This window comes from Rhodococcus koreensis (assembly GCF_900105905.1).
Taxonomy (GTDB): domain Bacteria; phylum Actinomycetota; class Actinomycetes; order Mycobacteriales; family Mycobacteriaceae; genus Rhodococcus_F; species Rhodococcus_F koreensis.
Map to the genome: position 1 here is coordinate 1,139,319 of NZ_FNSV01000005.1, position 12,849 is coordinate 1,152,167.

Sequence of the window (12,849 nt, forward strand, 5' to 3'; positions counted from 1 at the left end):
ACATGCGCAAGATCGTCCTGCAGATGATGACGACCCTCAACGGCCGCCTCGACGACCCCGCAGCGTGGGTCCACGACGTCGTCGACGACCAGTACCGCGAGATCGATCGAATCTACTCGACCTACGACACTGTGCTGGTCGGGCGCACCACCTACGAGGAGATGGCCGCGTACTGGCCCCGCGCACTGGCCGAACACGAAGGGACCGAGACCAATCAGGTCATGGCCGAGCGAATGAACACCTACCGGAAACTGGTGTTCTCGCGTTCCGGCAACACTCCGCTGACCGAATGGGCCAACACCGAACAGGTCGTCGTGGCCGCGGACAGCGACCTGGCGACCTACCTCGAGAAGCTGAAGGCGGAGCCGGGCAAAGACATTCATCTGTCCGGCGGATCTTCCCTGGCACGCTCGGTCGTGGCGGCGGGTCTCGTCGACGAGTTCTATTTCTTCGTCTACCCGGTGGTCTCGCCCGGCGCGCCCTGGTTCTCGGAGATCCCCGATCAGCGGCGCCTGCAGTTGGTCGGTTCCGAGTCGTTCGGCAACGGGGTGGTCGAAGTCCACTACGTGCCCCGCGAACACGACGACGCACCGCGGCCGGAGAGCTTCACCGACCTGCTCGCGTGACGAGCGATCAGCCCACCGTCGCGAATTCCCCTGCCGCGGACCATCGTTGCCGCTCAGCGGCGAACGCGACGGCCTGTTCGGCTCGGAATCCGCCGATCGATTCGGCATTGGCCGCGAGGAACTGCTGGTGCTCGGCGAGCGAGAACGTGCCCTCCGTGATCTCGATTCCGCCGCCGCGGCCGGCGGCGACGTCGGATCGCAGGTCCATCAGCTCGTCCGGTTCCACGGGGTACCAGGAGATCCGGTCGAAGAAGCGCAGCAGCCAGGGGGTGCCGTCCTCGAACGGTCCGGACTTCTCGGGGTGCCGATGGTTCCACACCTGGGTGGTGCGGCCGACGAACTGGTAGCCGCCGGGGCCCTCCATCCCGTAGATGCAGAGGTATGCCCCACCGATGCCGACCGCGTTCTCCGGCGTCCACGTGCGGGCGGGGTTGTACTTCGTTGTGACCAGCCGATGCCGCGGGTCGAGGGGTGTCGCGACGGGCGCGCCGAGGTAGACGTCGCCGAGTCCGAGCACCATGTACTCCGCCCCGAAGACGGTGTCGAAGACGTCGTCGACACTGCCGAGGCCGTTCATGCGACGAATGAACTCGATGTTCCAGGGGCACCACGGCGCGTCGGCGCGGACACCGTGCATGTACCGCTGGATCGCCTCACGCGTCGAGGGGTCGTCCCACGACAGCGGCATCCGCACGGACCGGCTCGGCACCACGAGTTCGTTCGCCGCGGGCAGCGCGTCCTCCGCCTCGGCGAGCAGCCCCATCAGCTTCGGGATCGGCAGCACGTCGGGGTCGACCCGCACCTGCAGTGACCGGATGCCCGGTGTCAGGTCGAGGAGCCCGGCCGGCTTCTCGACCTCGAGCCGCTGGTGCAGCGCATGTGCGCGGGCCCGCAGTGCGAGGTCGAGGCTCATGTCGCCGTATTCGACCAGGACGTTGTCGTCGCCGGATCGCCGGTACGTCACGGCGGTCTCTCCGTCGCGCCGGGCGATCACGCCGTCGTCCCGGTCACCGGCGGTGGAGAAGACCGTCGAGAACGCCGCCCGCCGGGCAGGCCCCAGCGCACGCGTGGACGCGGCCCGGTCGGCCCGGATCGGCACGAAGCGCACCGTGTCGCCGGGGGCCAGTTGTCCGAGCTTCCAGCGTTCCGCGGAGACGACCGTGACGGGGCACACGAACCCGCCGAGGCTCGGCCCGTCCGGGCCCAGGAGGATCGGGGTGTCTCCCGTGAAGTCCAGGGCGCCGACCGAATACGCGTTGTCGTGGATGTTGGACGGATGCAGGCCTGCCTCGCCGCCGTCCGTGCGAGCCCAGTCGGGTTTGGGCCCGATCAGCCGCACCCCGGTGCGGTCCGAGTTGAAATGCACCTCGTAGTCGGTCCGGTACAGCGTGTCGATGTCGGCGCGGGTGAAGAATTCGGGTGCGCCGTGCGGGCCCTCGGTGACCGCGATCTCCCAGCGACGGCACAGGGCCGGGACGTGTTCTGCGGGAACGGCGGCCGCGCGGGCGCCGGTGTGCTCACCGACCGCGAGAACATCGCCCTGCCGCAGCGTGCGGCCCTGATGACCGCCGAACTTGCCCAGTGTGAAAGTCGAGGCGCTGCCGAGGAAGTCGTCGACGTCGAGCCCGCCCTGGACGAGGAGGTAGATGCGCAGCCCTGGTCCGGCGACCGCGCCGACATCCAGGGTCCCGCCCGCCGGAACCCGTACCGGTCGCCACTGCGCGTGCAGCACGCCGTCGACGGTGACCGGGGCGGGCGCACCGGTCACGCAGACCACCGTCTCCTCGTCGAACTGCAACGCGGGGCCGGACATGGCGCATTCGATTCCGGCGGCGCCCTCGTCGTTGCCGAGCGCGGTGTTCCCGAGCCGGAACGACAGGTCGTCCATCGGACCTGACGGCGGCACCCCGACGTGCCAGTACCCGGTCCGGCCCGGGAAGTCCTGGACCGTGGTGAGCATGCCGGGCCGCTGAACCGTGATCTTGGCGCTCATGCGGGTGCTCCCGCCGGCCGGGTCACGATCATCCGCACCGGCGTCGGGTCGAACCCGTTGCAGGGGTTGTTGATCTGCGGGCAATTGGACACCAGTACCAGAACGTCGCGGTCCGCGCGGAGTGCGAGCCGGCGGCCGGGTGCGGAAAGGCCGTCGACGATGCCGAGTGTGCCGTCGGCGTCGACGGGGACGTTCATGAAGAAGTTGATGTTCGACACCAGATCCCGCTTGCCGATTCCCCACCGCGACCCTTCCGCGAGAAAGTTCTCGACGCAGGCGTGCTGATGCTTGGTGTGGTGGCCGTACCGCAGGGTGTTCGACTCCTGGGAGCAGGCGCCGCCCACCGTGTCGTGGGAGCCGACCTCGTCGGCGACGAGTGTCATCAGCGCGTCGTGATCGTCGGTGCGGAGCACACTTCCCGTGGTCAGGAACAGATTTCGCTGCGCCGACACCGTCGCGGCGGCCGAGTAGCGCTGCCGGTGGTCGCCGGCCGCGTAGATCAGGGTGTCGACGGCCTGGTTGCCGTACAGATCCACGATGGTCAGGACGTCGCCGGCCGCGACGACGGCGGACCAGGGTCCGCGGGCGCCGACCTCCTCGTCCAGGATCACCGTTCCCGGTACCAGCGGCGCGGTCTCGATGGTGGTGGTCATGCCTGCTCCCGTCCCTGGCGCTGCGCTGCAGCCCAGACGTCTTCGGTGTTGAGGAAGGCGCGCCGGTACTCCGGGTCGGCGTCGACGGGCTCGGCCACGTCGGCGCCGGTCCAGGCGAGCACCTCGAGCGCGGTCGTGTCGTACGTCGGCGACGGATCCAGGGGGTGCGCCGTGTTGGCGATCAGGACGATCACCGGGAGGTGGATCACGAGTTCGACGGCGGTGTCCGCGCCGGCGGATCCGATGCTGCTCAGCGATCCGTCCGCGCCCACCCGCACCCCGTGGAAGAACGACAGCGAGGGCGGGAGGTCGCGACGCTCGAGCCCGTGCTTCGCGGCCGCCACGGTGAAGAGCTCACGGCCGGCTGGAGACCCCGAATGCAGGCTGCCGTCACCGTATTTCGCAGTGTTCGTGGCGAGCGAGGTGGTGCCGCAGAGGGCGTCGTGCCGGCCGGACCCGTCCGACACCACGGTCGCGAGGACGCGCCCCTGATCGGAGAGCAGCGGATGCCCGGTCCCCGTGTACGCCTGCCACGGCACCTTCACCGTGTCGGCGACGTTGAGCCGCTCCCACGGCGCGTCCGCCCGGTACAGCAGCAGGTGGGCGCAGGCCCGGCCGTCGAGGTCCCGCAGTCGCAGTCGGGTGCCGCGGCCCAGCACTTTCGTGGTGTACCGGCCGCCGGGAACGGTCTCCGCCCACGTGAGCAGCGCCGGATCGACACCGGACGGAGGGGTGGGCCAGGACGACGCGGGGACCACCGGCATCGAGTCGGTGACCACGCCCGACTGGGCACGCGCGTGTTCCTTCGCGGCACTGGTGGTCGAGGTGTCCACTGAGGTCATGTCAGGCTCCGATCGTGACGGGGTTGGGGGTCGTGCGGCCGCGCGGAAAGCACGCGATCCCGAGCGCGACCACGGCGGCGACGGTGATGGGGGCGGCCCACCGCAGGAGTGGGTAGTCGCCGCTGGGGTCGAAGATCTCGGCGCGCGGCCAGGACAGGTTGACGACCATCAGCGCGCCGTAGCCGACGGCCAGGATGTTCACGGGCAGTCCGAACCGTCCGAGCGAGAACAGCGTCCGACCGTCCGCGTCGACCTGCGGTCCCCCGTGCGGCCAGCCCTTCAGCCTGCGCAGCAGGAGCGGCACCGTGACCATCAGGTAGGCGAGGTAGATCAGGATGATGCAGACGCTCGAGAGGGTCGCGAAGATCGCGGAGTTCCCGACGTTGACGGCGAGGATGCCGATGCACACGAGGCCGATCAGCACGGACGGCGCGATGGGTGTTCCGGTGCGGGGGTTCACCGTCGACAGAATCCGCGAGGCCGGCAGCCGGCCGTCCCGGGCCATCGAGAACACCAGCCGTGATGCCGCCGTCTGGATGGCGAGCGTGCAGACGAAGACGGCGATCGCGACGTCGACGAGGAGCAGGGTTCCCCACGGGGAGCTGAGGATCGACGAGAGCACGTACGGCAGTCCCTCGGCGGCGAGACGGCCGTCCGTCAGGCTCGGCGCGGCCATCAGGGCGCCGATGATCATCAGCCCGCCGCCGAGCGCCGACACGGACAGCGCGAGGCGGATCGTGCGCGGTGCGACCCGGCGCGGGTTCCTCGTCTCCTCGGCGAGTTCGCCCGCCGAACCGAACCCGACCATCACGTATGCCGCCATCAGCCCCGACACGATCCACGCCCATCCGTAGCCGGGCGACGCGCCCGCCGTGCCGGTGTCGAACACGACGTCCGGTCCGCGCCGGGCGTGAGTGAGGAACATCCCGACCACCGCGATGACCCCGACGATCTCGCAGGTCACACCGATGTTGTTGATCCGGGACATCCAGTTGACGCCGATGCAGTTGATGAACGTGGTCAGCACGAGCAGGACGGAGCCGAGGAGCACCGCGTTGGCGGCACCGCTCGCGGACGTCAGTGTGCTGTCCTCCCCGATGATCTGGAATCCGCTCCACACGTTGGGGAGAACGACCTGCAGGGCGATGGCCGCGGCGGACGCCGTCACCATCTGCGCGAGGATCATGAACCATCCGGCGAACCAGCCGACCACCTCGCCGCCCATCCGGCGTGACCACTGGTAGATCGCCCCCGAGATGGGGTACCGGGCGGCGAGTTCGGCGAAGTTGAGCGCCACCATGAACTGGCCGGCGAACACCACCGGCCACGTCCAGAAGAAGGCGGGCCCGGCAAACCCGAATCCGAGCCCGAAGAGCTGGAAGATCGTGGTGAGGATGGAGACGAACGAGAAGCCGGCGGCGAACGACGCGAACTTGCCCAGGGAGCGGTGGAGCTGCTGCTCGTAGCCGAATTCGCCGAGGTCGCCCGTGTCGTCGACGCCGGACGGGCGGAGAGGTGCGGGAGCCGGCGCGGTCGGCACCTGCGCAGTCCTTGTGGGTGTACTCAAGGGCGTACTCCTTCGGCGAGGGCAATATCTGTCGCTCGATAGTTTTCTCGCGGAGAGGCCCCGATGGGTGACGCCCGCGTATCCAGATCGCGGTCGGCCGTAACAGCATCGTTGCCTACGTTTCGGTCGCGTGACGAAACCCTCACGGAGGGTGGTCGGGGTCGGCTCCGGACGCGACCTGACATCATGGAGCGGTGACCACAGGGCCGGGACGACCCCGACTGACCAGTCAGCGCAGACCAGGGCAGACCACTCCCGAGGAGATCCTCGACGCGGCCGGAGAGTTGTTCACCACCAAGGGTTTCGCCGCCACCTCGACCCGGCGGATCGCGGAGATGGTCGGCATCCGGCAGGCGTCGCTCTACCACCACTTTCCCAACAAGGAGGAGATCCTGGCGGCGCTGCTCGAGGAAACGGTCTCCCCCGCGCTCGCCGCCGCCGAGCGGCTCACCGGCGCCGACGCCCCCGCCACGGTGCGCCTGCACGCGCTGGCCACCTACGACGTCACACAACTCACGGCCACCAGATGGAATCTCGGTGCGCTGTACCTTCTCCCGGAACTGCTGACCGATCGATTCGAGCCGTTCCGCACCCAGCGCACCCTGCTCCGCGGGCACTATCGGCAGCTGGCGGACCGGGCGCTCACGGAAATCACCGGCGAATCCGGCAGCACCTCCCCAGCCCTGGCCGACCTGCCGTTCCGAATCGTCGAGAGCGCCATCGCAACCCGCGCCGACATCGAACGCGGACTGCTGCCCGGGCCCGAGAACGAGGGCGCTGCCGGACTCCTCGCCGACGCCTGCCTCCGCGCACTCGGATGGACGGACCCGCTGGACGAAATCCGGGCGAAGTCGCGCGCACTGCTCGCCGAGACCGAGGGCGGAACACCCCTTCACCTCTAGCCGGGCATGTCGTTCCCGTGCGATAAAGTCTGGCGAACGCTTAACACTGGGGGGTTATCTTGAGCGAAGTCTTCGTCGTCACGGACGGCATCAGGAAATACGGCGCCACCGCTGCGCAGGCCGCCGAACAGATCAGCAGCGCCGCCGCACTCGATCTCGGCGCGAATCTCGCGGCGCTCGCGCCCGTGTTCGGCCCGATCGGAGCCGACTTTCTCGCGTCCTTCGCTGCCGCGCAGGCACGTCACGCCACATCGGTCGCCGAACTCGCAACGCACTACGCGCAGACCGCGATCGCGGCCGACGCCACCGCCCGGTCCTACGACTCCGTCGACGGCGCCAACAGCGCAGCGCTCGGCGCCGTCGGCGACGGGCTCGGGGGCCTCGCATGACCTCCCCCGAAGCCGCCGGTCATCCCGCCGAGCCCGGATCTGTTCTCGACCTGATCCAGGGCTCGCCCGTCGGCGACGCCCTCGCCACACCACTGCCGAGCACCCCGCTCGAGGCCCTGCAGAATTCCCCGCTCGGCCCGTTGCTGGATGCGCCGCTCGGTGAGCTGCCACCGTTGCCGGCCCTGCCGTCGTTGCCGCCCCTGCCACCGAACCCGGTCGAGGCACTGCTGCAGGGGCACGCTCTGCCCGCACTGCCGGGTCTGGACGAATTGTTCAAGCCGCTCACCGATCTCGCCGGGAGCTTCGGCACCGGCACGTTCGGCTCGTTCGACCCGACGTCCCTCCTCGACATGTCCTCGGGCCTGATCGACCAGGCCATGTCGATGAGCCTGTCGGGTCTGAAGGTCCTCGACCAGATCTGGCAGAGCCAGGCGGCGCAGGCGGCGCAGTCCCAGGGTGTGCAGGCCCAGGCGAGCGGCACCGAACTGAGCGAACGTGGCACGGAGATCGCGACCACCACCCAGACCGCCGCCGCGTCCGTGGCGCGGGGCAACGCGAACCTGATGACGATCTCGGAGTCGTTCGCGGCCACCGCGGTCGCCGCCGCGCCGATGGTGATGACTCCGCCTGGGCAGGCGATGCTTCTCGCGTCCGCGGCCGAGCACATCAAGGCGGCCATCGGAGTGGTGACGCAGACCCGCACCGAACTGAACGAGCAGACCCTCACGATGAACGGTCTCGCCGCGCCGGTCCCGGTACCGCCGCCCCCGGCACCCGGAGCCGTGGCGGGAGCGGCACCGACGTCACCGTTCGCTTTCGCGTCCACCGTCATCGAGGGCGTGGGCAAGCCGATGATCTCCACCGTTACCGACGGCGTCGGAGACCTGGTGTCGGCGAGTACCCAGGCGGCCAGTGTCTCCTCGTCCGATCTGCCCGCCGACACCGTCGCGGCGAAATCCGCCGTCACCCCGGCACACGGTGCCGTCGGCGGAGTACCCGGCGCGGTGGGCACGGCAGGCGGCGCGGGCATCGGCATGTACGGCGGCGGCGCGGGCGGAAGCACCTCGGCGGGAAGCAGTTCGGTACCCCGCGGAGCGGTTTCCGGGGCGGTCGTGCCCCCGGCGACTGCGACCCCGACGACACCGGGCACCGCTCCGGCACCCGGCGCCACTCCGGCCGCCTCGTCCCCTCTCGCACCGGGCGGGGCAATGGGCGGCGCCGGCATGGCGGGCGCGGGGCGCGGCGGCGACGAACAGCTGAGCGGCCGGTCCACACCGAGCTACCTCGTCAACGCCGGCGAGAACAACGCGTTCGTCGGCGACCTGCCGATGGTCGCGCCCGCCGTGATCGGCGGCGAGGATCTCGACGACGCCGCGTTCGGCGATCGGGGCTGATCACTCAGTCGAGCAGTGCCGCCACCTCGTGATCGGTGAGCGTGGTGGTGGGCACGCGGCCCTCCGAACGCACCAGTTCCACGGCCCGGAACAACGCGCGTTCGGGGAGAGCCGCGCCGCGCGCTTCCGCGCGGAGTTGCTCGATGAGGACCGACGCGATCGCCGCAGCCGGTACCAGCTCGCTAGTCGTCAGGGCGTCCGCCAGCCTGCGGAGCCCGAGGATCTCGAGTTCCCGGCCGCCGTCCGTCGTGTAGAGGGCGAGCGGAATCGCGAGGCTCCCGTCGGGATCCGTGATCCGGACACTCACCTCGCTGACCCGGGCCGAACGGACCACCAGTTCCGCGGCCACCGCGCGGGTGACGTCGACGTGCCGGCTGCGCAGTCCCCCCGTCGACCGGATCCGCCCGGCCTGCAGCGTGATGCGACGCCGCAACGTGAGCAGCGCGGACGCGGCGGTCGGGACTGCGATCACGGCCCCGACCGTCACGCCGACCCACACCGGGCCGAAGAACCCGACGACGACGCCGACCACGACACCGATCAGCACGGCGATCGCCGCGACCTTCTTGAGCCGCGGCGCGATCAACGCGATCGGGACGAGGTCGAGCGACACCGGCGCGGTGTCGTCAGGCGCCAAGGATGGCTCCGACGCGCGCGAGAACATCCGCCGACGACACCGATTCCTGATCGCCGGTGGCGAGATTCTTGATTCCCACCGTGCCCTCGGCGATGTCGCGGTCGCCGAGCACCAGCGCCAGCGCGGCGCCGGACCGGTCTGCGGCCTTCATCGCGCCCTTCACGCCGCGGTTGCCGTACGCGAGATCGACTCGAATTCCCTCGGCGCGCAACTGCTGCGCGATCACCACCAGCTTCGCCTTCGCCTCCTCGCCCAGCGGGACGCCGAAGACCTCGCAGCGGGCCGTCGAGCCCGCGGTCTTGCCCTCGGCGGCGAGCGCCAGGACGGTGCGGTCGACACCGAGCCCGAAACCGATTCCGGACAACGGCTGACCACCCAGCTGAGCCATCAGACCGTCGTAACGTCCGCCGCCGCCGATTCCCGACTGCGCGCCGAGACCGTCGTGGACGAACTCGAACGTCGTCTTCGTGTAGTAGTCGAGGCCGCGGACCATCCGCGGGTTGACCACGTACGGCACCCCCAGCGCGTCGAGGTGCGCGAGCACCTCGTCGAAGTGCGCCTTCGCCGTGTCCGAGAGGTGATCGAGCATGAGCGGGGCGTCCGCCGTCATCTCGCGCACCTCCTTGCGCTTGTCGTCGAGCACCCGCAGCGGGTTGATCTCCGCCCGCCGACGGGTCTCCTCGTCGAGGGGAAGCGCGAACAGGAACTCCTGCAACCGTTCCCGGTACTGCGGACGGCACGTGTCGTCGCCGAGGGACGTGACCTCCAACCGGAAACCCTCGAGACCGAGCCCGCGGAAACCCGCGTCGGCGACGGCGATGACCTCGGCGTCGAGTGCCGGGTCGTCGACGCCGATGGCCTCGACCCCGACCTGCTGCAACTGGCGGTACCGGCCGGCCTGCGGTCGCTCGTAACGGAAGAACGGGCCGGCGTAGCTCAGCTTGACCGGCAACTGGCCGCGGTCCAGGCCGTGCTCGATCACGGCCCGCATGACACCCGCGGTGCCCTCGGGCCGCAGTGTCACCGAACGGTCACCGCGGTCGGCGAACGTGTACATCTCCTTGCTGACGACGTCGGTGGACTCGCCGACACCGCGGGCGAACAGCCCGGTGTCCTCGAAGATGGGAAGTTCGATGTGGCCGTATCCGGCCAGACGCGCAGCGCGCGTGAGTCCGTCACGGACCGCGACGAACTCGGACGACTGCGGCGGGACGTAATCGGGGACGCCCTTGGGGGCGGAGAAGGTGCTGGCTTTGCTCACTGTCGTTACTTTTCCTTATTTCGATCCCGGGAGTCCAACGAGAAACGGGTTCGACCCACGTTCGGCGCCGACGGTGCTCGAACCGCCGTGCCCGGGGAGGACCGCCGTGTCGTCGGCCAGGACCAGAAGCTTGTCGGCGATGGACTGCAGCAACTGTTCGTGATTGCCGCCGGGCAGGTCGCTCCGGCCGATCGATCCCTGGAACAGCGTGTCACCGGTGAGGGCGATCTCGACGGGGCCGTTCTCGGTGACGACCCGGGTGCGGAACACCACGGACCCCTGCGTGTGCCCGGGGGTGTGGTCGACGGCGAACGACATCCCGGCCTGCTCGATCACGTCGCCGTCGGCCAGTTCGATCACCTCACCGGGCTCGACGAACGTCATGCCCTCGATGAACGGCTTCATCGTCGGGCCGATGCCGCGGCCGGGGTCCGACAGCATGTAGCGGTCCTCGGGGTGGATGTACGCGGGGATCCCGAACTTCTCGCAGACGTCGTAGGCGTTCCAGACGTGGTCGAGGTGTCCGTGGGTCAGCAGCACCGCCGTCGGCGTCAGATTCGACTGGTCCAGGAACTCGAACAACGGTTCGGCGGCATCCTGCCCTGGGTCGACGACGACGCACTCCGGGGCATCGTCCTGCGCGAGGATGTAGCAGTTGGTCTGAAACATCCCGGCCGGGAATCCTGTGACGAGCACGCGCGACGCTCCTGTTCGAGTGGTCATTGCAGTCGCTACAGCCTAAGCCGCCGCCCCGCCAGGATGTTCTCAGGTTCGGATGGCAGACTCTGGAGGTCGTGTGCCGGGGGCAGTTCGCACCGGCCAACGGCCCTATCGACCGACTTCCAGCCAGACCGACACGGGAGGACCACCGCAGTGCCGAGCAACGAGCAGCGCCGGGAAGCAGCGAAACGAAAGCTCGAGCGTCAGCTCGAACGCCGCGCCGACAGAGCACGCAAGCGTAAGCAGCTGACCATCGCCGGTTCGGTGCTCGGTGTCGTGCTCGTGGTGGCCGCCGGCGCCGTCGTCTTCTCCCTCACCCGCGGCGACGACGAGGCGACGGAGGCATCGGCGGCGGAGTCGGTGTCGGCGTCACCGCAGTCGCCCGGTGTGATGCCCGCAGGCCGGTCCGAACCGCTGCCCGAGAAGGTGTCCTGCACGTACACCCCCGACAGTCAGCCGCCGGCGAAGCAGGTTAACCCGCCGCGCACCGACGAGATCGACACCACGCTCCGGGAAGTCAGCGTCAGCATGCAGACGACGCAGGGAAACATCGGTCTGGTCCTGGACAACGCCGACTCCCCGTGCACGGTCAACAACTTCCTGAGCCTGGCGAGCCAGAACTACTTCGACAACACCCCTTGCCACCGGCTCGTCACGTCCGAGGGACTGAAGGTCCTGCAGTGCGGCGATCCCACCGGCGCGGGCACCGGCGGTCCGGGCTACGGGTTCGCCAACGAATTCCCCACCGACCAGTACGAGGCGTCGGATCCGGCGCTGCAGGTTCCGGTGACCTACCCGCGCGGCACGATCGCGATGGCCAACAGCGGTCAGCCCGACAGCAACGGCAGCCAGTTCTTCCTCGTCTACGCGGATTCGCAGCTCCCCCCGCAGTACACCGCGTTCGGGAAGGTCGACGAGACCGGTCTCGCGACCATCGAGAAGGTGGCGGCGGCCGGTGACGACGGATCGATGCAGGCCGGCGGCGGCAAGCCGAACCTGCCCATCGACATCACGTCCGTCCGGATGGACTGACGTCACGTGTGAGGATGGACCGATGAAACGCACCTCGATTCTCGTCGCAGGCGTGAGCCTCGCGGTCCTCCTCGCCGGCTGTTCGGATTCGTCCGACTCCGGCGGCTCGTCGACCAGCACCTCGTCGAAGGCGGCCGCCACGAGCGCGGCGGAGCAGTCGCTCGACCTGTCCAAGTTCGGCACGCTCCCCGCGGTCCCGGCTCCCGCCGGGGCCACCGTGGACTGCACGTACCCGGCGGGGCGGCCCGCCGTCAAGGACGTCACCCCGCCGCCCACGTCCGGTGTGTCCACCGTGGGCACGGTTCCCGTCGATCTCCAGACCAGCGCCGGACCGATCGGCCTGGTCCTGGACCGCGCCGAGGCCCCGTGCACGGTGAACAGCTTCACGAGCCTGGCCCAGCAGGGGTACTTCGACGACACCCCCTGCCACCGGCTGACGACCGAAGTGGGTCTGCAGGTGCTGCAGTGCGGCGACCCGAGCGGGGCGGGCACCGGCGGCCCGGGCTACGGATTCGACACGGAGTACCCCGAGACCGCGTTCGCGCCGAACGATCCGGCACTCGCGAATCCGGTGGTCTACCCCCGCGGCACCGTCGCGATGGCCAACAGCGGGCAGCCCGGCAGCAACGGCAGCCAGTTCTTCCTCGTCTACGCCGACTCGGTGCTCCCGCCCAACTACACCGTCTTCGGTTCGATCTCCGAGGAGGGCCTCGCGACCGTCGAGAAGATCGCGGCCGACGGCGACGACGGATCCATGTCCGCAGGCGGCGGCAAGCCCAACACCCCGGTACAGATCGAGACCGCGAAGGTCGGCTGACCCCGCACCCGACCGC

13 protein-coding genes are annotated in these 12,849 nt (G+C 69.6%); 6 read left to right on the forward strand and 7 right to left on the reverse strand.

Going from position 1 to position 12,849, the window contains the following annotated elements; genetic code table 11:
• Positions 1 to 2: 2 nt before the first annotated feature.
• The gene (locus BLV94_RS09935; protein ID WP_072942206.1) at positions 3 to 626 is read left to right on the forward strand and encodes a dihydrofolate reductase family protein; all 624 of its coding nucleotides are present in this window, start codon (positions 3 to 5) and stop codon (positions 624 to 626) included.
• A gap of 7 nt (positions 627 to 633) precedes the next feature.
• On the opposite strand, the gene BLV94_RS09940 is transcribed toward BLV94_RS09935, so the two are convergent.
• From BLV94_RS09940 to BLV94_RS09955, 4 genes are read right to left on the reverse strand one after another with little or no spacing between them, the layout of a single operon-like run.
• Positions 634 to 2,619 carry a 5-oxoprolinase/urea amidolyase family protein gene (locus BLV94_RS09940; RefSeq protein ID WP_072942208.1) on the reverse strand — a complete coding sequence of 662 codons (1,986 nt, stop codon included), beginning with the start codon at positions 2,617 to 2,619 and terminating at the stop codon, positions 634 to 636.
• On the reverse strand, positions 2,616 to 3,272 hold the full coding sequence (locus BLV94_RS09945) for an urea amidolyase associated protein UAAP2 (protein WP_072942210.1): 657 nt from the start codon (positions 3,270 to 3,272) through the stop codon (positions 2,616 to 2,618). Before BLV94_RS09945 ends, BLV94_RS09940 begins: the two co-directional genes overlap by 4 nt.
• Positions 3,269 to 4,114: an urea amidolyase associated protein UAAP1 gene (locus BLV94_RS09950; RefSeq protein WP_072942213.1), complete on the reverse strand. Its 846-nt coding sequence runs from the start codon at positions 4,112 to 4,114 to the stop codon at positions 3,269 to 3,271. Before BLV94_RS09950 ends, BLV94_RS09945 begins: the two co-directional genes overlap by 4 nt.
• A gap of 1 nt (position 4,115) precedes the next feature.
• Positions 4,116 to 5,654, reverse strand: a complete 1,539-nt coding sequence (locus BLV94_RS09955) for an amino acid permease (RefSeq protein ID WP_072942215.1) — start codon at positions 5,652 to 5,654, stop codon at positions 4,116 to 4,118.
• Positions 5,655 to 5,875: 221 nt separating this feature from the next.
• Between BLV94_RS09955 and BLV94_RS09960 the strand changes: the two genes are divergently transcribed.
• The 3 genes from BLV94_RS09960 to BLV94_RS09970 are packed head-to-tail and all read left to right on the forward strand — an operon-like array spanning position 5,876 to position 8,366.
• Complete coding sequence (locus BLV94_RS09960; RefSeq protein ID WP_072942217.1) at positions 5,876 to 6,583, forward strand: TetR/AcrR family transcriptional regulator; 708 nt, start codon at positions 5,876 to 5,878, stop codon at positions 6,581 to 6,583.
• Between the two features lie 59 nt (positions 6,584 to 6,642).
• Positions 6,643 to 6,972, forward strand: a complete 330-nt coding sequence (locus BLV94_RS09965) for a type VII secretion target (RefSeq protein WP_072942219.1) — start codon at positions 6,643 to 6,645, stop codon at positions 6,970 to 6,972.
• Positions 6,969 to 8,366 carry a hypothetical protein gene (locus BLV94_RS09970; protein WP_072942221.1) on the forward strand — a complete coding sequence of 466 codons (1,398 nt, stop codon included), beginning with the start codon at positions 6,969 to 6,971 and terminating at the stop codon, positions 8,364 to 8,366. Before BLV94_RS09965 ends, BLV94_RS09970 begins: the two co-directional genes overlap by 4 nt.
• A gap of 4 nt (positions 8,367 to 8,370) precedes the next feature.
• Here BLV94_RS09970 and BLV94_RS09975 read toward each other — a convergent pair whose 3' ends face one another.
• Genes BLV94_RS09975 through BLV94_RS09985 form a run of 3 tightly spaced genes read right to left on the reverse strand, consistent with a single transcriptional unit; the run spans position 8,371 to position 10,960 of the window.
• A complete protein-coding gene (locus BLV94_RS09975; protein WP_072942223.1) occupies positions 8,371 to 9,030 on the reverse strand; it encodes a hypothetical protein in 660 nt (219 codons plus the stop codon).
• Complete coding sequence (gene hisS, locus BLV94_RS09980; RefSeq protein WP_072942224.1) at positions 8,993 to 10,264, reverse strand: histidine--tRNA ligase; 1,272 nt, start codon at positions 10,262 to 10,264, stop codon at positions 8,993 to 8,995. Before hisS ends, BLV94_RS09975 begins: the two co-directional genes overlap by 38 nt.
• A 15-nt stretch (positions 10,265 to 10,279) precedes the next feature.
• Positions 10,280 to 10,960, reverse strand: a complete 681-nt coding sequence (locus BLV94_RS09985; protein WP_174705493.1) for an MBL fold metallo-hydrolase — start codon at positions 10,958 to 10,960, stop codon at positions 10,280 to 10,282.
• Positions 10,961 to 11,137: 177 nt separating this feature from the next.
• Between BLV94_RS09985 and BLV94_RS09990 the strand changes: the two genes are divergently transcribed.
• Complete coding sequence (locus BLV94_RS09990; protein WP_072942228.1) at positions 11,138 to 12,016, forward strand: peptidylprolyl isomerase; 879 nt, start codon at positions 11,138 to 11,140, stop codon at positions 12,014 to 12,016.
• Between the two features lie 22 nt (positions 12,017 to 12,038).
• Entirely contained in the window at positions 12,039 to 12,833 is a 795-nt protein-coding gene (locus BLV94_RS09995; protein ID WP_072942230.1) for a peptidylprolyl isomerase, read from the forward strand.
• Positions 12,834 to 12,849: the final 16 nt, after the last annotated feature.